This is a genomic window from Micromonospora sp. CA-244673, assembly GCF_050948395.1.
Classification (GTDB): Bacteria; Actinomycetota; Actinomycetes; order Mycobacteriales; family Micromonosporaceae; genus Micromonospora.
Genome location: NZ_CP192019.1, coordinates 5,109,778 through 5,131,599, shown reverse-complemented (window position 1 = coordinate 5,131,599; position 21,822 = coordinate 5,109,778). Strand labels below are relative to the sequence as shown.

Genomic DNA, 21,822 nt, shown 5'->3' with positions numbered 1-21,822 from the left:
CGTACGCCGACCGGTGCTCAGTTGAAGCAGTCTTCGACGGTGTTGGCGCAGTTGGTGGGGTCGTTGTTGGTGATGGTGGACTTGTCGTCGAGCTTGACCTTGCCCTCGTTGTTGAGGACGCCGCCGGCGACGCGGTGGAGCTTGGCGGTGTCGGTGGCGGTGTTCTTGGTGACGTGGGTCTTGGTCAGGGTGACCTTGCCCTTGTTGTTGAAGATGCCGCCGCCGTTGAGGGCGGTGTTCTTCTTGATTTCGGTGTCGCGCAGGGTGAGGGTGGCGTTGTCGTCCTTGTCCTTGCCGTTGCGCTCGGTGAAGCCGTCTTCGACCTTGACGAGCCATTCGCCGTTGAAGATGCCGCCGCCGAAGCGGTTGGCGGTGTTCTCGACGATGGTGCTGTCGGAGATGGTGGCGGTGGCGTCTTCCTTGTCGTTGGGGTAGCCCCAGTGCTTGCCGCCGGTGTTGACGATGCCGCCGCCGTTTCCGTCGGCGTGGTTCTTGGCGACGAGGACGTGGTCGAGCTTGAGGGCGGTGTTCTCGGCGTAGATGCCGCCGCCGTTCTCGCAGGCGGTGTTGCCGGTGATGGCGGTGAAGGTGATGGTGACGAAGCCGCCGGAGCTGAACAGGCCGCCGCCGTTCTTGCCGGCGCGGTTGTCCGACAGGGTGCTCTTGACGGCGTCCTTGCCGTGGTCGGAGCCGACGATTTCGACGGTGCCCTCGTCGTGCTTGTCCTTGTTCTTGTCGTAGCTGTTCTGCTCCATGCTGTTCGGGGCGTACGGGTCGTGCTTGGTGTTGTCGCCGTTGCCGTTGGCGATGCCGCCGCCGTTGCCGCCGGCGGTGTTGTCGTCGATGTGGGATTCGACGACCTTGAGTACGCCGCGGTTGAAGATGCCGCCGCCGTCTTCCTGGGCGTGGTTGTTGGTGACCTTGCTGTCTTCGAGGTGGACGCGGCCGAAGTTGGCGATGGCGCCGCCGTTCTTCTCGGCGTTGTTGTCGGTCAGCTTGACCTTGATCAGGTTGGCGCTGCCGCCACGCTCGACCAGCAGCGCGCCGCCGTCACCCTCGCCCTGCTTGTCCTTGTCCTTGTCCTTGTCCTTGTCCTTGTCGCTGTCCCACGACCCCGAACCCTGCTGACCGGAGTCCGACGACACCGGCGCGCCCTGGGCCAGCGGTGCACCCTGGGCCACCGGGGCGCCCTGGGCGACCGGCGCGGCCTGCACCGCGGTGGCGGTCTGGGCGCCCGCGACGGCCGGGGCGGCCGGGGCGGCCGGCGCCGTCTGGGCGGCGGGCGCCATCGGCGCGCCGTTGCCCGGAGCGCCACCCGGAGCGCCACCCGGGGCGCCACCTGGAGCGCCACCCGGAGCGCCGTTGCCCGAGGCGGAGGGGCCCTGCGGCCCGCCGGGGACCTGCGGTCCACCGCCGCCGCCGTACTTGAAGGCGGTGGCGTTGCCGCCCTTGACCGTGAGGTCCTTCAGGGTCAGGTCACCACCGTCGACGACCCGGAAGATCCGGAAGGTGTCCTCGGAGTCCCGCTTGATCGTCGAGCCGTTGCCCTTGATCGTGATGTCCTGCTTGATCTCCGGCAGGGCCGCGCCGAACTTGCGGTCCTTCTCGTTCAGCTCGTACGTGCAGTTCTCGGCCAGCTTCAGCGTGCCGCCGTGATCCCGGTTCGCCAGATCGAGCGCCTCGACCAGCTCGTCGTCGTCACACGGCACCTCCCGGACCTTGCCGTGATCCGCCCCGTCCGCGTCCCACTCACCACGGTTGCGGGCGTCCTCACCCTTGTCCTTGTCCTTGCCGTCCTTGCCGTCCTTGCCGTGCTCGTCGTCCCGGGCCTCCGAACCCTCGGCGTCGTCGCTGGTGAGCTGGGCGGTCGACCACTTCACGTCGGCGAGCCGGTGAGGGCCCGTGACTCCGGTGGTCGCGTAGGCCACGCCCGCGAGGCTGACCGCTCCCGTCAGGCCCACGACGCCGGTGGCGAGCCACAGCCGGCGGCGCCGGAGCGGGGAGGTCGTCTCACGGGAGGCGTCATCGTTATTGCGAAGGTAGTTGGACATCGGAGCTCTCTGCCCTCTCCTTGTACCCGACAAGGTCGCTTCGCCACAGCGAGGCGGCCTCCGCTACAAATCGGTTGTAGCTGCTGAAGACCAACGTATGAGAAGGTTCTTCACCTCGCGCCCATATACGAAAAATACCCGCAAACGGGGTGGGCCGGGCGGTGGGACGCAGAGGGCGCCACGGGGGCGGGAAGGCATCGCGTCGGCGAAGGGGGCTCGGCGGAGGTGTTAGGCCGCCGGACGCTACGGAGGGCCCGTAGCGGACCGGAGCACGACGAATCACCCGGTGGTGACGCGGGGGGGCAGGGAGTCCCTCCCCGCCGTGGCGCGGCGGAAAGGGACTCCCCGGGTTATGTGGTGGATCAGTTGAAGCAGTCCTTGACGGTGTTGGCGCAGTTGGTGGGGTCGTTGTTGGTGATGGTGGACTTGTCGTCGAGCTTGACCTTGCCCTCGTTGTTGAGGACGCCGCCGGCGACGCGGTGGAGCTTGGCGGTGTCGGTGGCGGTGTTCTTGGTGACGTGGGTCTTGGTCAGGGTGACCTTGCCCTTGTTGTTGAAGATGCCGCCGCCGTTGAGGGCGGTGTTCTTCTTGATTTCGGTGTCGCGCAGGGTGAGGGTGGCGTTGTCGTCCTCGCCGTCCTCGTGGTCGTCCTTGAAGCCGTCCTCGACCTTGACGTCGGTGTCGCCGTTGAAGATGCCGCCGCCGAAGCGGTTGGCGGTGTTCTCGACGATGGTGCTGTCGGAGACGGTGGCGGTGGCGTCCGACTCCTTGTTGTCGCGCTCCTTGTTGTCGCCGCCGTTGGAGGACCAGTCCTTCTTCTTGTCCTTGCCGCCGGTGTTGACGATGCCGCCGCCGTCCTTGTCGGCGTGGTTCTTGGCGACGAGGACCTTGTCGAGCTTGAGGTCGGTGTCGACCGCGTAGATGCCGCCGCCACTGTCGCAGGCGGTGTTGCTCTTGATCACGGTGAGGGTGATCGTGACGGTGCCGCCGGAGCTGAACAGACCACCGCCGTTCTTGCCGGCCTTGTTGTTCTCGATGGTGCTCTTGGTGCTGTCCTTGCCGTGGTCGGAGCCGGTGATCTCGACGGTGCCGGCCTCGTCGCGGTCCTTGCGGTCCTTGTCGTGGCCGTCCTTGTCGTAGCTGCTGTTGCCGTAGCTGCTGTTGCCGTAGCCGTTGTTCTCGTGGCCGTTCTTGTCGTGGTCGTCCTTCTTGCCCTTGCCGTTGGCGATGCCGCCGCCGTTGCCGCCAGCGGTGTTGTCGTCGACGTGGGAGTCCTTGATCTTGAGCACGCCCTCGTTGAAGATGCCGCCGCCGTCTTCGCGGGCGTGGTTGTTGGTGACCTTGCTGTCTTCGAGGCGGACGCGGCCGAAGTTGGCGATGGCGCCGCCGTTCTCCTCGGCGTTGTTGTCGGTCAGCTTCACCTTGATCAGGTTGGCGCTGCCGCCGCGCTCGACCAGCAGGGCGCCACCGTCACCCTCGCCCTGCTTGTCCTTGTCCTTGTCCTTGCCGTTGTCCCACGACCCCGAACCCTGCGAGCCCGAGTCCTGGCCGACCGGCGCACCCGGCGCGCCCATGACGACCGGCCCACCGGGGACCTGCGGTCCACCGCCGCCGCCGTACTTGAAGGCGGTGGCGTTGCCGCCCTTGACCGTGAGGTCCTTCAGGGTCAGCTCGCCACCGTCGGCGACCCGGAAGATCCGGAAGGTGTCCTCGGAGTCCCGCTTGATCGTCGAGCCGTTGCCCTTGATCGTGATGTCCTGCTTGATCTCCGGCAGGGCCGCGCCGAACTTGCGGTCCTTCTCGTTCAGCTCGTACGTGCAGTTCTCGGCCAGCTTCAGCGTGCCGCCGTGATCCCGGTTCGCCAGATCGAGCGCCTCGACCAGCTCGTCGTCGTCACACGGCACCTCCCGGACCTTGCCGTGATCCGCCCCGTCCGCGTCCCACTCACCACGGTTGCGGGCGTCCTCACCCTTGTCCTTGTCCTTGTCCTTGCCGTTCTCGTGGTCGCGCTTGTCGTCGCCGGCAGCGTTCTGCGGTGCGGCCACGCGGTTCTCGGCCACGCGCTCCGGGCTGCCGGACTTGTCGTTGTCCCGAGCCGCGAGGCCGCCGAGCGCCGCCAGCCCGACGACGCCGGTCAGGCCGGCCACGCCGGTGGCGACCAGGAGCGCCCGCCGCCTGCCTCCCGACGGGGTCATCGGGGCCCCGCCGTCGCTTTTCGTTACGTCGTTGGACATCAGAGCCTTCCGCCCTTTCGGTCTACCTAAAGGGGTCGCACCGCCCCAGGTCGAGCGACCAGCTACAAATCGGTTGCAGCCTCTGATCGCCACCGTATGAGAAGGATCCTCGCGACGCGGACGTATCCGAAGAAATCGCGCATTTGGCTCACGTTCGGCCCTGCGGCGTCAGCCGGGTCGTAGCGCGCACCGAGTGGCCGTGGGCAGCCATACGACGACGGGCCCGGCACCGGCGTCGTTACCGCGAGAAACCTCGCAGACGCCGGCGGCGGGCCCGCCGGGGGTGGTGCCGGTCGGTCAGCCGGGCAGGCGGGGGCCGGCCTCGCGCTGCTCGGCCAGCCAGGTCTCCACCTCGTCGGAGCGGCGCGGCAGGCCGGCCGAGAGGTTCACCGAACCGTCGGCGGTGACCAGGATGTCGTCCTCGATGCGGACGCCGATGCCGCGCAGCTCCTCGGGGACCAGCTCGTCCTCGGGCTGGAAGTAGAGCCCCGGCTCGACGGTGAGCACGTAGCCCTCGCCGAGCGGCCCGTCCCGGTAGGTCTCCTTGCGGGCGTTGGCGCAGTCGTGCACGTCGATGCCGAGCATGTGACTGGTGCCGTGCAGCGTCCAGCGGCGGTAGACCGTCGACGCCGGGTCCATCGCCTCGTCGACGCTCACCGGCAGCAGGCCGAGGTCCTTCAGCGCCTCGGCGAGCACCCGCATGGCGGTCAGGTGCACCTCGCGGAACGCCACGCCCGGCTTGATCACGTCGATGCCGGCCTGCTGGGCGGCGTAGACGGCGTCGTAGACCTGGCGCTGGAGCGGGGTGAACCGGCCGTCGACCGGGAGCACCCGGGTGACGTCGGCGGTGTAGAGGTTGCGGTTCTCCACGCCCATGTCCATGAGCAGCAGCTCGCCGGGGCGGGTCGCGCCGTGGTTGTGCACCCAGTGCAGGATCGTGGCGTGCTCGCCGGCGCCGACGATCGAGCCGTAGCCGACGTCGTTGCCGTCGTGCCGGGCGCGCAGCGCGAAGACGCCCTCCAGCAGCCGCTCGGAGACCGCCCGGTCGGCCGGGAGGGCCCGGGCCACGTCCTCGAAGCCGCGGACGGTGGCGTCGCACGCCTCCTGGAGCTGGGCGATCTCCCACTCGTCCTTGACCAGCTTCAGCTCCGAGATCGCGATGGCCAGCTCGCGGTCGCGGCCCGGCTGGCCCTCGGCCCGCGCCCCGTCGTAGGGCCGCACGGCGGCGTCCACCCGGGCGTCGAAGCCGCGCAGGACCCGGGTCCGGCCCGGCGCCAGCCCGGCCAGCGCCGCGTCCAGCTCGGTGAGGTCGGCGGTGGGCAGGCCCAGCTCGGTCGACTTCTCCTTCAGCGTCGGCCGCCGGCCCACCCACAGCTCGCCGTGGCGGCTGCGGAAGAACTCGTCGGTCGCGCGGGACGACCGGGGCCGCATGAACAGGGTGGCCTCGCCGCCCGGCCGGAGCACGAGCACGCTGTCCGGCTCCAGGTCGCCGGTCAGGTACGCGAAGTCGCTGCCCGGCCGGAACCGGTGGTCGGTGTCGTTGGCGCGTACCTTCTCGGTGCCGGTCGGGATGACCAGCGTCTCGCCCGGGAAGGCCTCGGCCAGCGCGGCCCGCCGCTTGGCGTGGTTGGGCACCTCCGGTCGGGGACCGACCGGCAGCTCCGTGTCCCGCCAGCCTTCCCGCATGAAGGACAGGAACGCCTCCGGGAAGTCCGGGTCGTGGGATTCGGTGCCGTCCGCCGGCTTGCCCTGCTGCTGTGCCCGCTCCTCGGCCATGCTGCCGCCTCCTTGCGCCTCGCCGCTGGTCCAGACGGTACCGCGCGGGCGGGAGCGGGGAGTGCCTGCGGTGCCGCGACGGCGGCTTCCGGCGCGTGGAAAGATGGCGACCATGTGCGGACTCCTGGCCTTTTTCAGCGCGCGCGGTGACGCCGCCGCTCACCGCGACCACATCGCCGGAGCACTGGAGTGCCTGCACCACCGCGGCCCGGACGAGACCGGGGTCGAGGTGGTCGGCGACGCCTCCGGCCGGTACGCGGACGGGGTGTTCGCGCACAAGCGGCTGGCGATCATCGACGTGGCGCTCAGCCACGAGCCGCTGCCCTACGCGAACGAGCGCTACCTGCTCACCTTCAACGGCGAGATCTACAACTACATCGAGCTGCGGGACGAGCTGATCCGCGACCACGGCGCCCAGTTCGCCACCAACGGCGACGGCGAGGTGATCGTCGCCGGCTACCACTACTGGGGTGAGCAGGTGCTCACCAAGCTGCGCGGCATGTTCGCCTTCGTGATCTGGGACCGGCAGGAGCGGCGGGCCTTCGGCGCGCGGGACTACTTCGGCATCAAGCCGCTGCACTACCTGGAGACCCAGGACGGGCTCTACCTCGCCTCCGAGAAGAAGGCGCTGCTGCCCTTCGCGCACTCGGCCTACCAGGGCGACGCGGGGATCGACGCCGCCAACCTGAGCCACTACCTGACCCTGCAGTACGTGCCGGAGCCGGGCACGTTGCACCGGGGGATCAGCCGGATCGGGTCGGGGGAGTACCTGACCTGGACGCCGGGCGGCCGGATCGAGGTGCGCCGCTGGTACCGGCCGGTGTTCCGGCCGGCCCCGGTCTCCGACGAGCAGAAGCTCTACCACGAGATCCGGGAGACGCTGCGGGAGAGCGTCCGGATGCACATGCGCTCGGACGTGCCGGTCGGCTCGTTCCTCTCCAGCGGCATCGATTCCACCGCGGTGGTGGCCCTGGCCCGGGAGTTCAACCCGAACATCCTCACCTTCACGGTCGGCTACGACGTGCCGGGCTACTCCGAGATCGACGTGGCGCAGGACTCGGCCCGGCACCTCGACGTGACCACGATCCCGACCAAGATCGGGCCGCAGGACATGATCGAGGCGCTGCCGAAGATCGTCTGGCACCTGGACGACCCGGTTGCCGACCCGGCCCTCGTGCCGCTCTACTTCGTGGCGAAGAAGGCCGCCGAGCACGTCACGGTGGTGCTCTCCGGCGAGGGTGCGGACGAGTTCTTCGGCGGCTACACGATCTACCGGGAGCCGCTCTCGCTCAACGCGGTGAACAACCTGCCGGGCGGGGTGCAGAAGGGCCTGCGGGCGGTCTCCAAGGCCATCCCGCAGGGCGTGAAGGGCAAGAGCTTCCTGGAGCGGGGCACCACCCCGATCGAGGAGCGCTACTACGGCAACGCCCGGATGTTCACCGAGGAGGAGAAGCAGCACCTGCTGCGCCGCTACGACCCCTCGGTCCGCTACACCGACGTCACGGCGCCCATCTACGCCGAGGCCACCGAGCTGGACGACGTCACCAAGATGCAGTACGTCGACCTCTACACCTGGCTGCGCGGCGACATCCTGGTCAAGGCCGACCGGATCTCGATGGCGCACTCGCTGGAGGTGCGGGTGCCCTTCCTCGACCGTGAGGTGTTCAACGTGGCGGCCGGCATCCCCGTCGACCTGAAGCTGCCGCCCCGCTCCGACGCCACCAAGTACGCGATGCGCCAGGCGTTGCAGGGCGTGGTGCCGCCGGCCATCGTCAACCGCAAGAAGCTGGGCTTCCCGACCCCGACCCGGGTCTGGCTGCGCGGTGAGATGTACGAGTGGGCCCGGCACGTGCTGGCGACCTCGGGCGCGGGCGACCTCATCGACCTGTCGTACGCCATGCGGCTGCTGGACGAGCACAAGCGGGAGGAGGCGGACCACTCCCGCAAGGTGTGGACCGTGCTGATCTTCTGCATCTGGCACGCCATCTTCGTGGCGAAGACGCTCGACCCGGGCATCCAGCGCAACCAGTCCGCCCTGCTCACCAAGCCGGTGGTCGGCAGCATGGTCCGCTGACGCGGGTGTGCGGCGGGGCCCCCGGGGACGTACCCCCGGGGGCCCCTTCTCACGTCGGGGTCACCGGCCCGTGCAGGTGACCGTGGGCAGTGTGTTCGTGCCGGAGAAGTTCGCGGTGAAGCCGAACGTGGTGGTGCCCTCCGGTGGGACGCTCCCGTTGTAGGCGGCGTTGGTGACCGTCACGGCGGCCCCGCTGGTGCTCACCGTGCCGTTCCAGAGCTGGGTGATGCTCTGGCCGCTGGGCCAGGTCCAGTTCGCCGTCCAGCCCGCGTAGGTCCGGGTGCTGTGGTTCATGATCATGATCTCGCCCTGGAAGCCGCCCTGCCAGGCGCTGACCACCTTGTACACCGCCATGCAGGCGCCCGACGGCATGGTCGGGGTCGGCGTCGGGCTCGGCGAGGTCGGGGTGGGCGTCGGGCTGGTCGGCGTCGGCGTCGGCGTGGTGGGGTTCGGCGACGGCGTGCCGCCGGAGCCGATCCCGGTCACCTCCCCGTTGCCGCCGTCGAAGGTCACGTCCGAGCAGCCGAAGAAGTTCTCCTGGCTGTCCGAGCGGACCCAGCGGGAGTAGATGATGTGCCGGCCGCTCTTGTTCGACGGCAGCGAACCGGTGAAGTAGTAGTGCCCGTCGTTGGTGCCCACCGAGCCGCGCTGCGGCGGGTTGGTCACCTGGAGGAACGGCTGCTCCTCCAGGTCGCTCCAGGCCAGCGGCCGGGTCGGGCTCCAGCTGTCCTTGGTCACGTAGAAGTAGAAGGTGCCCGGGTGGTGGGCCCAGTTGCTGTAGCGGAACTCCATCGACCGCCCGGCCGTCAGGTGGGTGACCGGCCAGTCGGTGCGGGCCAGGTCGTAGCCGCTGAAGTTCGCGTTGCCGCCGCTGCACAGCTTGCCGTCGGGGATGAACCCGACGGTCCGGCCGCCCGCGTCGGAGCGCAGCACGCTGAACCAGTTGTAGAGCGAGTTGGCGCCGCTCTGGGCGACCGCCGCCGAGCAGGCGGGGTTGTTCGGCCTGATCTCCCCGGTCGCGGTGAGACCGTCCTTCCAGCACAGGTAGGTCCGGGCGCCCGGCGTCATGGCCGCGCCATGCGCGGCGGCCGGGTCGGGGCCGGTGGCCAGGGCGAACGCGCCCAGGGCCAGGGTGGCGGCCGCGGTGAGCAGCGCGGCCGTACGGGATCGGTGCACGGGATCTCCTGACTCGCGGGGCGCGACCGCACCGGCCCGCCCCGCTGCGACGAGCGGATGCGACGATCGCGGTGCCACGCCCGGCGGTCGGAGTGCGGCCGGGGCCGTCGGGGGACGCGCACCGCCTGCGGTCCGTGCCACGGACCGGTGAGTGCCCTCGCGTCGGCTCGACCCGGCGGCCGGCGGCGCGGCAGCCCCCGCGCCCTCCCGGCACGCGCAATCCCATCACGTCCGGTCATCCCGCGCAATAGCCGCTTGTCGATGCGGGCGTCTCGTCGCGCCGGGCCCCCGCCATGCGCCAGGATCGGGGGTACGACGGCGGAGGGAGCCAGGATGGGTTACGCGGTGGTGCTCGGCGAGGCGCTGGTCGACCTGCTCGAGACCGAGCACGACGGGGAGCCCGTCTTCCGGCAGGCGATCGGCGGAGGGCCGCTGAACGTGGCCGTGGCGGTGGCCCGGCTCGGCGGCGACGTCCAGTTCGTCGGGTCGCTCGGCGACGACCCGCTCGCCACCCGGATCCGCGCCTTCCTGGGCGCCGCCGGCGTCGGCGTGGACGGTGCGGTCACCGTGCCGGCGCCGACCGCGCTGGCGGTGGCCACCTTCGCCGGCCCGGAACCGGACTTCCGCTTCTACGGCGAGCCCCGCTCATACGCGCTGCTCACCGCCAGCGACCTGGACGTGGCCCTGGTCGAGGGCGCGCAGGTGCTCTACTGCGGCTCGATCGTGCTGCTCGACCCGCCGGTGCTGGCCGCCGCCCGCCGGGCCTGGGCGATGGCCGGTGCGTTGCGGGTGTTCGACCCGAACGTGCGCCCGAGCCTGCTCACCGGCGCGGGCGCGCTGGACGACCTGCGCGCGGTGGTCGCCGAGTTCGCGGCGAGCGCCCACCTGGTCAAGCTGAGCGCCGCCGACGCGCGCCACCTCTACCCGCGCGAGCCGGTCGAGGGCGTCGCCGCGTACCTGCGGGAACTGGGCGCGGGGACCGTGGTGGTCACCCTTGGCGCGGACGGCGCGCTGGTCGCCGCCGCCGACGACGTGGTGCGCGTCCCCGCGCCGAAGGTCGACGCGGTGGACGCGACGGGAGCGGGCGACTCGGTGATGGGCGCGCTCATCGCCGACCTCCTGCACGCCGGTGAGCCGATGGACCCGATCGGCTGGCGGGACCGGGTGGCCTTCGCCCTGCGGGTGGCCGGCCTGGTCTGCGAGTCGCCCGGCGGGGCCACCGCCATGCCCACCCGGGAGGCGGTGGCCGACCGGTTCCGCTGACCCGCGCGGTCAGCGCGGTCGGGTGAGGGTGAGCACGGCGGTGAGGGAGAGCGCGGCGGCGGCGGCCAGCACGACGGCCATCGGCGTGGCGCTGCCCTCGCCGCCGAGACCGACCAGGGGCGCGGCGAGCGCGCCGACCACCGACTGGACCCCGCCCATCAGCGCGGCGGCGGTGCCCGCGTGCCGGGCGTGCGCGTCCAGCGCGAGCGCCGTGCTGTTCGGCATCACCATGCCCAGCGAGCCCACGAACGCGAACAGCGTCACCGCGACCACGGCGAGGCTGCCGGCGAGCGCGCCGGTGAGCACGCCGGCCGCCGCGACCACGCCCACCACGAGGGTGGTGACCAGCAGCCGGCGCGGGCTGAACCGGTCGAGCAGCCGCGCGTTCGCCTGCCCCATGGCCACCAGGGCGAGCGCGTTGAGCCCGAAGATCAGGCTGAACGCCGCCGCCGAGACGCCGAAGACGTCCTGGAACACGAACGACGACCCGGAGATGTACGCGAACAGCCCGGCGAAGGCGAAGCCCTGGGTCAGCGCGTACCCGAGGTAGACCCGGTCGGCGACCAGCGACCGCATGGTCCGGGCGGTGGCGGCCAGGCCGCCGGTGCTGCGGCGCTCGACCGGCAGCGTCTCCGGCAGGCGCAGGGCGACCGCCACGGAGAGCAGCAGCCCGATGGCGGCCAGGGTGAGGAAGACCGCCCGCCAGTCGCCGAACCGCAGCACCAGGCTGCCGACGCTCGGCGCGGCCACCGGCGCGACGCCGAAGACCAGGGTGAGCCGCGAGAAGTACTTCGCGGCCTCGCGGCCGGCGTAGAGGTCGCGGACCACCGCGCGGGCGACCACCACCCCCATGCCGCCGGCCAGGCCCTGGGCGAACCGCGCGGCGGCCAGCATGGGCGCGTTCGGCGCCACGGCGCAGACGAGCGCGAGCACGGTGTACGCGACGACGCCGATCAGCACCGGGCGGCGCCGCCCCCACCGGTCGCTGAGCGGGCCGGTGACGAACTGGCCGACCGCAAGGCCGATGAGGCAGGTGGTCAGCGAGAGTTGGATGCCGGCCTGGTCGGCGCCGAGTTCGCGGGTCATCGCCGGGAACGCCGGGAGGTACATGTCCAGCGAGAGCGGGCCGATCGCGGTGAGCGTGCCGAGCAGCACCAGCAGGGTCGCGCCGCCCCGTGCGGCTCGCGGGTCGATGGTCGGGCGCGCGGCGGTCCGCACGGTCTGGCTCACGAAGGTTCCCCCAGGAGGTCGACGAATCCGGGTAACCTTAGCTCTGTAGTCAGAACTGTTGCGATGTGAAGAAGGTGACTCCGTGCCGAGCGACGAGGCCACCGCGCGCTTCGGGGCCGTGCTGGGGGAGGTGCACCGGCTGCTCCGCCGCAAGGTCGTCGCCCGGGCCAATCGGGACGCCCTGCCCGAGGCGCAGGTGGAGGTGCTCCACCTGGTCCGGGCCGAGCCGGGGATCAGCGGCAAGGAGATCGCGCGGCGGCTGGGCACCGCGCCGAACACGGTCAGCACCCTGGTCCGCGACCTCACCGACGCCGGGCTGCTGGCGCGCGGCCGGGACCCGGAGGACCGCCGGGTGGTGCGGCTCGCCCTCACCGAGGCCGCCCGCGCCCGCATGGACGACTACGCGACCCACCGCAGCGCCCTGCTCACCGAGGCCCTGGCCACCCTCGACCCGCCGGCCCGCGACGCGATCCTCGCCGCCGCCCCGCACCTCGACGCCCTGCTCGGCGCCCTGCGCGCCCGCCCCTGACCCGCCGCGCGGTCAGGCGGCGCCGTCGAGCTCGGCGTAGCCGCGGCGGGCGGCGATGAGACCCGGGCGGGCGCCGAACGGCGACTCGGCGGCCACCCGCTCCGGCGGGGCGCTGCCCGTGTGGCCGGCCCGGATCAGCCAGGCCTGCTGGGCGAGCTGGGCGTGCTGGGCACGCACGAACTCCACGTCGACCGGCGCGCCGTGCCCCGGCACCACCACCGTGGCCGGCGTGGTCAGCCGGAGCAGCGCGGCCACCGCGTCCGGCCACTGCACCGGGTACGACTCCTCGAAGGCCGGCGGCCCGCTCTGCTCCACCAGGTCGCCGGCGACCAGCACGTCCGCGTCCGGCACGTGCACCACCAGGTCGGCGTCGGTGTGCCCGTGCCCGGGGTGGTGCAGCACCACCCGCCGGCCGCCCACGTCGAGCACCGCCTCGCCGTGCACCGGATGGGTCGGGGCCAGCAGCTCGGTGCGGGCCAGCTCCGCGGCGAGTTCCGGCTGCTCGGCGCGCATCTCCTCGGACGCGGCCCGGCGCAGCTCGTCCGGGTGGTCCCGGAGCACCGCGGTGGCCTGGGCGTGCGCGTAGACCGGGCGGGGCGGGTCGGCGGCCAGCGTGGCGTTGCCGAAGCAGTGGTCGAAGTGGTGGTGGGTGTTGACGATCGTCCACGGGTGCGGGGTGACCGCGCGGGCCGCCTCGGCCAGCTCCCGGGCCTGCCCGGCGGTGGAGAGGGTGTCCACCAGCAGCGCCGCGCCGTCGCCCACCACCAGCGTCACGTTGACGTGCAGCAGCGGGTCGCGCAGCACGTGCACGCGGTCGGCGACCTCGACGAACCGGGCGGTCATGACGCCCGCGCGGCGCGCTCGACGAAGCGCTGCCGGTCGACCAGGGCCCGCTCGACCCGCCCGGTGGCCACCACCTCGTTGCCGTCGGTGACGATCACCTCGAAGGCCAGCCGCCGGCCGTCGACCTTGACCAGCTCGGCCCGGGCGGCCACCGTCCGCCCGACCGGCGTGGCCGCGCGGTGTTCCAGCTCGACGCGGGTGCCGACCGTCGTCGAACCGGACGGCAGCCGGGTCGCGGTCGCCGCCACGGTGGCCGCCTCGGCCAGCGCCAGCACCCGGGGCGTGCCGAGCACCGGCACATCACCCGAGCCCACCGCCTGCGCGGTGTCCGTGTCGGTGACGGTCAGCTCGACCCAGGCGGTCAGGCCCGGGGCGAAGGGCGACTCCGGCTGCTCCTGCATGGGCCGAGCCTAGTGCAGCGGCCCCGGGCCCGGGCGGCGTCCGGACCCCCGCCCCCGGCCCCTCCCGACGGCCCGGACGGGGGCGACCGGCCCCGGCGGCGGGCGGTCGGCGTCGGCGCCCCCGTCGCACGCCGTTAACCTTGTCCGCGATGGCCGTGCTGACTGACTCCCCGCCCCCCGCCCCCGCCGGACCGACCGCGTCCCCCGACGGCGGGCGCCGTCGCGTGGTGGCGATGGCGATCTGGGGGATCGCCTTCGTGGCGGCCTGGTTCGCCATCGGCCTGCCGACCGACCCGGCGTACGCGTTCCTCTGGATCTGGGCGGGCACCATCGCGTGGCACTCGTCCCGCCCGTGGCGCAGCCACCTGCGCTTCGCCCGGGACTGGATCCCGGTGGTGCTGCTGCTGGCCGCGTACAACCTGTCCCGGGGGTTCGCCGACAACGGCGCGACGCCGCACGCCATGGAGCTGATCGTCGCCGACCGGTTCCTGACCGGGTGGGCCACCGGCGGGGAGGTGCCCACGATCTGGCTCCAGCAGCACCTCTACCGGCCCGACCAGGTGCACTGGTGGGACGTGGCGGTCAGCTGGATCTACTTCTCGCACTTCGTGGCGACGCTCGCCGCCGCCGCGGTGCTCTGGCTGCGCGACCGCGCGCGCTGGGGCGCGTACATGCGGCGGTGGGGCTTCCTCTGCGCGGCCGGGCTGGCCACCTACTTCCTCTACCCGGCCGCCCCGCCGTGGTGGGCGGCCCAGAACGGGCTGCTCTCCGACGTCGCGCGGATCTCCACCCGGGGGTGGAAGGAGATCGGCATGCACGGCGCGGGCAACCTGCTCAACGCCGGGCAGATCGCCTCCAACCCGGTGGCCGCCATGCCGTCGCTGCACACGGCGTTCGCCCTGTTCGTGGTCCTGTTCTTCCTGCGCGCGACCCGCAAGCGCTGGTGGCCGCTGCTGCTGGCGTACCCACTGGCCATGACCTTCACGCTGATCTACAGCGGCGAGCACTACCTGATCGACGTGCTGGTCGGCTGGGCGTACGTCGGCCTGACCTTCCTGGTGGTCGGGCTCGCCGAGCACTGGTGGGCGGCCCGCCGGGCCCGCCGCGCCGCGCTCGCCCTGGCCGGGGAGGCGACCGCAACCGCCGAGCCGACCCGGGCGGCCGACGTCACGCCCGCCGACGCGGCCACGCCCGCGGCGAACCCGGCCGGCCCCACGCCCACGGCCGATCCGGCCGGCCCCACGCCTGCCACCGACCCGGCCACCGTCCCGGCCGAGCGCTGACCGTCGGCCGGACGTCGGTACCGGCCGAGCGCTGACCGTCGGCCGGACGTCGGTACCGGCCGAGCGCTGACCGCCCGGTCGGCTCAGCCCGCGCGTCCCCGGTCGGTGCGGCGGGCGGCGTGCGCCCGTGCGGTCAGCTCCGCCGCCAGCTCCCACGCCTCGCCCAGGTCCCGGTCCAGCGCCGCCGCGCCCGAGCCACCGGCGGTGTCCGCGTGCACGGTGGCCAGCCGAAGCCGCCGCTGCGCCGGGCCCTGGGTCACCCGCACGCTCTGGATCCGGGCGTACGGCACCAGCGTCAACCGGCGGGTCAGCAGCCCGGACCGGGCCACGAAGACCTGCTCGTCGAGGCCGGCGCCGACCCTCGCCCGGCTCAGCGGGCGCAGCCAGCGGGCCCGCCGGGGCGGCAGCGTGGCGGGCAGCGCACCCAGCCGGACGCCGGGCAGCACCTCGGCGACCACCAGCTCGCCGGTGCGTGCGTCGCCGACCGGCAGCAGCCGGTCCGGGCGGTTGCGGTCGTCCGGCTCGGCGGCCGAGTAGCCGGCCACCTCCAGCCGCAGCCGCAGCCACCCCTTCATCCGCCAGAGCAGCGGCCAGGTCACCCCCACGGTCTGCACCCGGTGCAGCGGCACGGTCTGCACGCGGGTCTCCAGCAGCCCGTTGCGCACCCGCAGCGCGTCGCCGTCCCGGTCGAGCCGGAAGCGCCAGTCGTCGAGCACCCGGCGGACCGGTTGCAGCAACACGCCGGCCATCGCGGTCAGCGTGCTGGCCACCGCGATGAACGACCAGGACCCCTCGGAGACGAACTGCGCCGCCACGAACGCCAGGCCGAAGGGCAGCAGGAACGCCTGCGGGGTGAGCAGCTGGCTGACCAGCAGGTCCCGGTTGCGGACGTGGTGCAGGCGCCGCCCGGCCGGGGCGGGCGCGGGCGGCGCGCCGGCGGGGGCCTGCGGGGCGGCCTCGGGGGCGCGGCCGGCCACGGCGAGCAGCCGGTGCCGCAGCGCGGTCGCCTCGGCCACGCTCAGGTACGCCAGCGGCGCCTCGGTCTTGCCCCCGCCGACCACCTCCAGCCGCAGCTCGGCCAGCCCGGTGAGCTGCGCGAGCAGCGGCCGGACCACCTCCACCGCCTGCAGCCGCTCCAGCGGGATCGCCCGGGTACGCCGCCAGAGCAGCCCCTCGTGCACCCGCAGCTCGCGGCCCACCACGTGGTAGCCGGTGTTCCACCAGCTGATCACCGACAGCACGGTGGCCCCGAGGACGAAGATCGCGACCAGCAGGGCGAACCAGCCGAAGCCGACCCGGGACAGCGTCGACCAGGAGAGGCCGGCGATCACCACGACAAGTGACTTCGCGCCGTGCAGCGCCGGGCTCAGCGGGTGCAGCCGCTGCCGTGGCTCCTCACCGGCCGGCGGAGGCGCCCCCGGCCCCCACGGCCCGGCGCCAGGTGGCGCGGGCTGACCCGCCCCGGGCCAGGGCGGCACGGGCGGACCGTACCCCGGTTGCGGTGGCCACGGGTGGCCGTTGCGGGGCGGCTCGGCGGCGGCCGGCGGCGGTGCGGCGGGTGGCGGGTGCGGCGGCGGGGCGCCGGGCTCCGGCTCGGCCGGGCCGTCGCTCACAGCCCCTCCGCCCGGTCCTCGCCCAGCGCGGTGAGCCGGTCCCGCAGCCGGGACGCCTCCGCCGGACGCAGGCCCGGCACGCGGGCGTCGCTCGCCGCCGCGGCGGTGTGCAGCTGCACGGTGGCCAGGTCGAAGGCGCGCTCCAGCGGCCCCGCGCTCACGTCGACGAACTGCATCCGGGAGTACGGCACGATGGACAGCCGCCGCACCAGCAGGCCGTGCCGGACCAGCAGGTCGTCGGCCCGCTCGGCGTAGCCCCAGGCGCGCACCGCGCGGACGATGGTGACCGCCCGCCAGGCGGCCAGCAGCAGCGCCACGCCCAGGGCGGCGCCGAGCAGCCAGTGGCCGGCGACCGCCCAGGCCACGCCGAGCACCACCAGCGCCACGGCGAGACCGATGCCGAGCCGGATCAGCTCCACCCAGATCAGGTCGCGGGAGATCGGCTGCCACCGGACGGTGTCCGGCCAGGGCTCGAGGGGTCCGGTCGGGGCCGGCGGCCGGCCGGCGAGGTCGTCACCGTTCACCGGCTGATCCCGCTGCGCTCGCTCACGATTCGAGCGTAGGCGATCCGGGCACCGGTACGACCTCGCGCAGGAAGCCGCGCGCGTCGAGGAAGTCGCCCAGCGACCCGCGATGTGCGGGGCAGGCCAGCCAGGTCTTGCGCCGCTCGGGCGGGTGCAGGCGGGGATTGTTCCAGCGCAGCTCCCACACGGCGGGCGCGCGACATCCGCGCGCCGAGCAGACGAGCGCGTCGTCGGGGGGAGTGGGAGTGGTCACCGGGGCGAGTCTAGGGCCGCGCGCCGGGAGCTTTAGCGCCGGGCGGCCACGGGGGGAGCCGCCCGGCGACGGGGTGAATCGTACACACGCCGGACCCCTTGTTGTCCACCCGTGTTCAGGGTTTTCCGTGCCGGGGGACGGCACGGCGAAAATCGTCGCTCTCCCACCCTCGCCTCTCAGCAAGGCATGACAGTCTTGATACGCACCACGCCGACGACGACCATGCTGTGGAGGACCGGTGGCCCAGCCGACCACGCCCGACGCCCCGACACCGACCGAGGCCGCGCCGGACGCGCCGCCCCCGGCCGCAACCACCCCGGCGCAGGACGCCACGCTGCTGGAGCGGGCGCTGTTCGAGATCAAGCGGGTGATCGTCGGCCAGGACCGGATGGTCGAGCGGATGTTCGTGGCCCTGCTCGCCCGGGGCCACTGCCTGCTGGAGGGGGTGCCCGGCGTCGCCAAGACCCTCGCCGTGGAGACCCTGGCCAAGGTGGTCGGCGGGTCGTTCGCCCGGGTTCAGTTCACCCCCGACCTGGTGCCGGCCGACATCATGGGCACCCGGATCTACCGGCAGTCCAGCGAGAAGTTCGACGTCGAGCTGGGGCCGGTCTTCGTCAACTTCCTGCTCGCCGACGAGATCAACCGGGCTCCGGCCAAGGTGCAGTCGGCGCTGCTGGAGGTGATGAGCGAGCGGCAGGTGTCCATCGGTGGCGAGACCCACCGGGTGCCGGACCCGTTCCTGGTGATGGCCACCCAGAACCCGATCGAGCAGGAGGGCGTCTACCCGCTGCCGGAGGCACAGCGGGACCGGTTCCTCATGAAGATCGTGGTGGGCTACCCGACCGACGCCGAGGAACGGGAGATCGTCTACCGGATGGGCGTCGCGCCGCCCGAGCCGGCCCGGGTCTTCGACACCCCCGACCTGATCGCGCTCCAGCACAAGGCCGACCAGGTCTTCGTGCACAACGCGCTGGTCGACTACGCGGTCCGGCTGGTCCTCGCCACCCGGGCGCCCGCCGAGCACGGCATGCCCGACGTGGCCCAGCTCATCCAGTACGGCGCGAGCCCGCGCGCCTCGCTCGGCCTGGTCCGGGCCACCCGGGCGCTGGCCCTGCTGCGTGGCCGCGACTACGCCCTGCCGCAGGACGTGCAGGACATCGCCCCGGACATCCTGCGGCACCGGCTCGTGCTCAGCTACGACGCGCTCGCCGACGACGTGCCGGCCGACCACATCGTGCACCGGGTGATGTCCACCATCCCGCTGCCCGCGGTCGCGCCCCGCCAACAGGCCACGCCGCCCCCGCCGGCCGTCCCGCACGGCGGCTGGCCCGGGCAGCGGCCGTGACCCCACCCACCCGGCTGCCGGCCAGCGGCGAGCGCTCCGGCGCCGTCCTGGCCCGGCTGCAGCTCATGGTCACCCGCAAGCTCGACGGGCTGCTCCAGGGCGACTACGCCGGGCTGCTGCCCGGCCCGGGCAGCGAGGCCGGGGAGTCCCGCGAGTACCGCCCCGGCGACGACGTGCGCCGGATGGACTGGCCGGTCACGGCCCGCACCACCATGCCGCACGTCCGGCGTACGGTGGCCGACCGCGAGCTGGAGACCTGGCTGGCGGTCGACCTCTCGGCCAGCCTGGACTTCGGCACCGGGCAGTGGCTCAAGCGGGACGTCGTGGTCGCCGCGGCGGCCGCCCTGGCCCACCTGACCGTCCGGGGCGGCAACCGGATCGGCGCGGTGGTCGGCACGGGCGGGCCGGCGTCGGCGGGGCGCTGGCGGGGCGGCTCCCCGCCGGCCGGGCCGGGGGCGCTGCGGCGGCTGCCCGCCCGGGCCGGGCGCAAGGAGGCCCAGGGGCTGCTGCGGGCCATCGCCGACACGGAGATCCGGCCCGGCCGCAGTGACCTCGGTGTCCTCGTCGACATGCTCAACCGACCGCCGCGCCGGCGGGGCGTGGCGGTGGTGATCTCCGACTTCCTCGCGCCGCCGCAGCAGTGGGGCCGGCCGATCCGTAAGCTGCGGGTCCGGCACGACGTGCTGGCCGTCGAGGTGGTCGACCCGCGCGAGCTGGAACTGCCCGACGTGGGGGTGCTGCCGGTGGTCGACCCGGAGACGGGTGAGCTGCACGAGGTGCAGACCGCCGACCCGCGCCTGCGCCGCCGGTACGCCGAGTCGGCGGCCGCCCAGCGTGCGGCGATCGCCGCCGAGCTGCGCACCGCCGGCGCGGCCCACCTGCGACTGCGTACCGACCGAGACTGGCTGCTGGACATGGTGCGTTTCGTGGCCGCGCAGCGGCACGCCCGCACCCGAGGGACGACTCGATGATCCGTTTTCTGCAACCGTGGTGGCTGCTGGCGCTGCTGCCGGTGCTCGCCCTCGCCGCCGCGTACGTCTGGCGGCAGCTGCACCGCCGGCAGTACGCCATGCGGTTCACCAACGTGGACCTGCTGCGCACCCTGGCGCCGAAGGGGCTGGGCTGGCGGCGGCACGCGGCGGCCACCGCCTTCCTGCTCTGCCTGCTGGTGCTCGCCACCGGGCTGGCCCGGCCGGCGATCGACACCAAGGAGCCCCTCGAACGGGCGACGGTGATGCTCGCCATCGACGTGTCGCTGTCCATGCAGGCCGACGACGTGGCGCCGAACCGCCTCGAGGCGGCGCAGGAGGCGGCCAAGCAGTTCGTCGGCGAGCTGCCGGAGAGCTACAACCTCGGGCTGGTCTCGTTCGCCAAGTCGGCGAACGTGCTGGTGCCGCCCACGAAGGACCGGGGCGCGGTGACCACCGCCATCGACGGGCTGGTGCTGGCCGAGGCGACCGCCACGGGCGAGGCGGTCTTCACCTGCCTGGAGGCGATCCGCTCGGTGCCGGCGGACGGCGCGGCCGGCATCCCGCCGGCCCGGATCGTGCTGCTCTCCGACGGCTACCGCACCTCGGGTCGCTCGGTGGAGGAGGCGGCCGCGGCGGCCCAGGCGGCCAACGTGCCGGTCTCGACCATCGCGTTCGGCACCGACTCCGGGCAGGTGGACATCGGCGGCCAGCTCCAGCGGGTGCCGGTGGACCGGATGGCGCTGTCGCAGCTCGCGGAGACGACCCAGGGCTACTTCTACGAGGCCGCCTCGGTCAGCGAGCTGAAGCAGGTCTACCAGGACATGGGCAGCTCGATCGGTTTCCGGACCGAGCCGCGGGAGATCACCCAGTGGTACGCGGGTGTCGCGCTGCTCCTCGCGCTCTGCGCGGGAGGGCTGAGCCTGCTCTGGTCGTCCCGCCTGATCTGAGGCGGGACGGCCGGGGCCCGGCCGGTGGTGGTCAGTGACCGCCGCCGGCCAGGACGAAGAGGACGGCCACCCAGACGGCGGCGAGGGTGAAGCCCAGCGGGGCGACGTAACGGCTCATGGGACTGCTCCGTGGCGACGGACGGTCCGGCGGGACGGACCGCGGGGGTGGATCAGGGCGTACGCACACGAAGTCGTGACCGGGGTGCTTCCGCCGGGCCGCGCGGCACGGTCGCCCCGGCGGGCAGCCGGGGAGACGCGGGCGGTGCGGTGGGCGGGGGAGCGGGGTCAGCCGCGCCGACTGAGTCGTGGCTCAGCGGGGCTGACGGTCGGCCCGGCCACGACTGGGAGGATCGCTATCTCGCACAGCGATCACCTCCTGCGGTCGGCGGGGCTCGACGATGCGGGCGATCCACTGCCCGCAAACGTCGATCATCGTACACCCGGAGCGCCCGCGGCACGCACTCGGCCGACCGGTCCGCCGGGCCCGTCCGACCGGGTCGCCGGGCAGCCCGCCGACCTGGGACGGGTTAGCGCTTACCTACCGGTAACCCCTAGGCTCGCCACCGACCGAGAGATCAGCTGAGCAGAGGGGGAACCGTGGCCCGTACCGTGCTGGTGACCGGCGGAAACCGGGGGATCGGCCTGGCCATCGCGCAGGCCTTCGCCAAGCAGGGCGACCGGGTGGCGGTGACCTACCGCGGCGGCGAGGCGCCGGCGGGGCTGTTCGGCGTGAAGTGTGACGTGACCGACGCCGAGTCGGTGGACGCCGCGTTCACCGCGATCGAGGCCGAGTTGGGCCCGGTCGAGGTGCTCGTCGCCAACGCCGGCATCACCGACGACACCCTCATCATGCGGATGTCCGAGGAGCAGTTCACCCGGGTGCTCGACACCAACCTGACCGGCGCGTTCCGGGTCGCCAAGCGGGCCTCGACGAAGATGCTCCGCGCGAAGTGGGGCCGGATGGTCTTCATCTCCTCGGTGGTCGGCCTGGCCGGCGGCGCCGGCCAGGTCAACTACGCGGCCAGCAAGGCCGGCCTCGTCGGCGTGGCCCGCTCGATCACCCGTGAGCTGGGCAGCCGCAACATCACGGCCAACGTGGTGGCGCCCGGCTTCATCGACACCGACATGACCGCCGCGCTGTCCGAGGAGCGCCGGGCGGAGATCCGCAAGCAGATCCCGGCGGGCCGGATGGCCAGCCCGGAGGAGGTCGCCGCCGCGGTCACCTGGCTCGCCTCGGACGCGGCCGGCTACATCTCCGGCGCCGTCGTCCCGGTCGACGGCGGCCTGGGCATGGGCCACTGAGAAAAGT

18 protein-coding genes are annotated in these 21,822 nt (G+C 73.1%); 8 read left to right on the top strand and 10 right to left on the bottom strand.

Annotated elements, in window-relative coordinates; all coding sequences use genetic code 11:
• Window positions 1-17 precede the first annotated feature (17 nt).
• The 3 genes from ACQP12_RS23390 to ACQP12_RS23380 all read right to left on the bottom strand — a co-directional run bounded on the left by ACQP12_RS23390 (window position 18) and on the right by ACQP12_RS23380 (window position 6,061).
• On the bottom strand, window positions 18-2,051 hold the full coding sequence (locus tag ACQP12_RS23390) for a hypothetical protein (protein WP_433282033.1): 2,034 nt from the start codon (window positions 2,049-2,051) through the stop codon (window positions 18-20).
• A 362-nt stretch (window positions 2,052-2,413) separates the two neighbouring features.
• Window positions 2,414-4,246: a hypothetical protein gene (locus ACQP12_RS23385; RefSeq protein ID WP_433282031.1), complete on the bottom strand. Its 1,833-nt coding sequence runs from the start codon at window positions 4,244-4,246 to the stop codon at window positions 2,414-2,416.
• 336 nt (window positions 4,247-4,582) lie between these two features.
• A complete protein-coding gene (locus ACQP12_RS23380; protein WP_357950446.1) occupies window positions 4,583-6,061 on the bottom strand; it encodes an aminopeptidase P family protein in 1,479 nt (492 codons plus the stop codon).
• Window positions 6,062-6,173: 112 nt separating this feature from the next.
• Between ACQP12_RS23380 and asnB the strand changes: the two genes are divergently transcribed.
• Window positions 6,174-8,135, top strand: coding sequence for an asparagine synthase (glutamine-hydrolyzing) (gene asnB, locus ACQP12_RS23375; RefSeq protein WP_357950443.1), 1,962 nt, complete (start codon window positions 6,174-6,176; stop codon window positions 8,133-8,135).
• A gap of 60 nt (window positions 8,136-8,195) precedes the next feature.
• On the opposite strand, the gene ACQP12_RS23370 is transcribed toward asnB, so the two are convergent.
• Complete coding sequence (locus tag ACQP12_RS23370) at window positions 8,196-9,311, bottom strand: lytic polysaccharide monooxygenase auxiliary activity family 9 protein (RefSeq protein WP_433282029.1); 1,116 nt, start codon at window positions 9,309-9,311, stop codon at window positions 8,196-8,198.
• 333 nt (window positions 9,312-9,644) lie between these two features.
• Between ACQP12_RS23370 and ACQP12_RS23365 the strand changes: the two genes are divergently transcribed.
• The gene (locus ACQP12_RS23365) at window positions 9,645-10,574 is read left to right on the top strand and encodes a carbohydrate kinase family protein (protein ID WP_433282027.1); all 930 of its coding nucleotides are present in this window, start codon (window positions 9,645-9,647) and stop codon (window positions 10,572-10,574) included.
• A gap of 9 nt (window positions 10,575-10,583) precedes the next feature.
• Here ACQP12_RS23365 and ACQP12_RS23360 read toward each other — a convergent pair whose 3' ends face one another.
• The gene (locus ACQP12_RS23360) at window positions 10,584-11,804 is read right to left on the bottom strand and encodes a multidrug effflux MFS transporter (RefSeq protein WP_433282025.1); all 1,221 of its coding nucleotides are present in this window, start codon (window positions 11,802-11,804) and stop codon (window positions 10,584-10,586) included.
• 82 nt (window positions 11,805-11,886) lie between these two features.
• On the opposite strand from ACQP12_RS23360, the gene ACQP12_RS23355 reads away from it, so the two are divergent.
• Complete coding sequence (locus ACQP12_RS23355; protein ID WP_433282023.1) at window positions 11,887-12,333, top strand: MarR family winged helix-turn-helix transcriptional regulator; 447 nt, start codon at window positions 11,887-11,889, stop codon at window positions 12,331-12,333.
• Window positions 12,334-12,345: 12 nt separating this feature from the next.
• Here the strand turns inward: ACQP12_RS23355 and ACQP12_RS23350 are convergent, their stop codons facing one another.
• Together ACQP12_RS23350 and ACQP12_RS23345 are read right to left on the bottom strand one after the other, a co-directional pair.
• Window positions 12,346-13,176, bottom strand: a complete 831-nt coding sequence (locus ACQP12_RS23350; RefSeq protein ID WP_433282021.1) for an MBL fold metallo-hydrolase — start codon at window positions 13,174-13,176, stop codon at window positions 12,346-12,348.
• Complete coding sequence (locus ACQP12_RS23345) at window positions 13,173-13,577, bottom strand: thioesterase family protein (protein ID WP_433282019.1); 405 nt, start codon at window positions 13,575-13,577, stop codon at window positions 13,173-13,175. The genes ACQP12_RS23350 and ACQP12_RS23345 overlap by 4 nt, the downstream gene beginning before the upstream one ends.
• Window positions 13,578-13,726: 149 nt before the next feature.
• Between ACQP12_RS23345 and ACQP12_RS23340 the strand changes: the two genes are divergently transcribed.
• Window positions 13,727-14,860 carry a phosphatase PAP2 family protein gene (locus tag ACQP12_RS23340; RefSeq protein WP_433282016.1) on the top strand — a complete coding sequence of 378 codons (1,134 nt, stop codon included), beginning with the start codon at window positions 13,727-13,729 and terminating at the stop codon, window positions 14,858-14,860.
• Between the two features lie 83 nt (window positions 14,861-14,943).
• On the opposite strand, the gene ACQP12_RS23335 is transcribed toward ACQP12_RS23340, so the two are convergent.
• From ACQP12_RS23335 to ACQP12_RS23325, 3 genes are read right to left on the bottom strand one after another with little or no spacing between them, the layout of a single operon-like run.
• Entirely contained in the window at window positions 14,944-16,473 is a 1,530-nt protein-coding gene (locus ACQP12_RS23335; protein WP_433282014.1) for a PH domain-containing protein, read from the bottom strand.
• Window positions 16,470-16,997, bottom strand: a complete 528-nt coding sequence (locus ACQP12_RS23330; protein WP_091259679.1) for a PH domain-containing protein — start codon at window positions 16,995-16,997, stop codon at window positions 16,470-16,472. Before ACQP12_RS23330 ends, ACQP12_RS23335 begins: the two co-directional genes overlap by 4 nt.
• A 22-nt stretch (window positions 16,998-17,019) precedes the next feature.
• Window positions 17,020-17,250, bottom strand: coding sequence for a hypothetical protein (locus tag ACQP12_RS23325; protein ID WP_357950418.1), 231 nt, complete (start codon window positions 17,248-17,250; stop codon window positions 17,020-17,022).
• A gap of 238 nt (window positions 17,251-17,488) precedes the next feature.
• Between ACQP12_RS23325 and ACQP12_RS23320 the strand changes: the two genes are divergently transcribed.
• The 4 genes from ACQP12_RS23320 to fabG all read left to right on the top strand — a co-directional run bounded on the left by ACQP12_RS23320 (window position 17,489) and on the right by fabG (window position 21,815).
• Window positions 17,489-18,595 (top strand): AAA family ATPase, encoded by a 1,107-nt coding sequence (locus ACQP12_RS23320; protein ID WP_357950415.1) that lies wholly within the window; start codon window positions 17,489-17,491, stop codon window positions 18,593-18,595.
• Complete coding sequence (locus ACQP12_RS23315) at window positions 18,574-19,566, top strand: DUF58 domain-containing protein (protein ID WP_357950464.1); 993 nt, start codon at window positions 18,574-18,576, stop codon at window positions 19,564-19,566. The genes ACQP12_RS23320 and ACQP12_RS23315 overlap by 22 nt, the downstream gene beginning before the upstream one ends.
• Window positions 19,563-20,513, top strand: a complete 951-nt coding sequence (locus tag ACQP12_RS23310) for a VWA domain-containing protein (RefSeq protein ID WP_357950412.1) — start codon at window positions 19,563-19,565, stop codon at window positions 20,511-20,513. The genes ACQP12_RS23315 and ACQP12_RS23310 overlap by 4 nt, the downstream gene beginning before the upstream one ends.
• A gap of 597 nt (window positions 20,514-21,110) precedes the next feature.
• The gene (gene fabG / locus ACQP12_RS23305; protein WP_387118716.1) at window positions 21,111-21,815 is read left to right on the top strand and encodes a 3-oxoacyl-ACP reductase FabG; all 705 of its coding nucleotides are present in this window, start codon (window positions 21,111-21,113) and stop codon (window positions 21,813-21,815) included.
• Window positions 21,816-21,822: the final 7 nt, after the last annotated feature.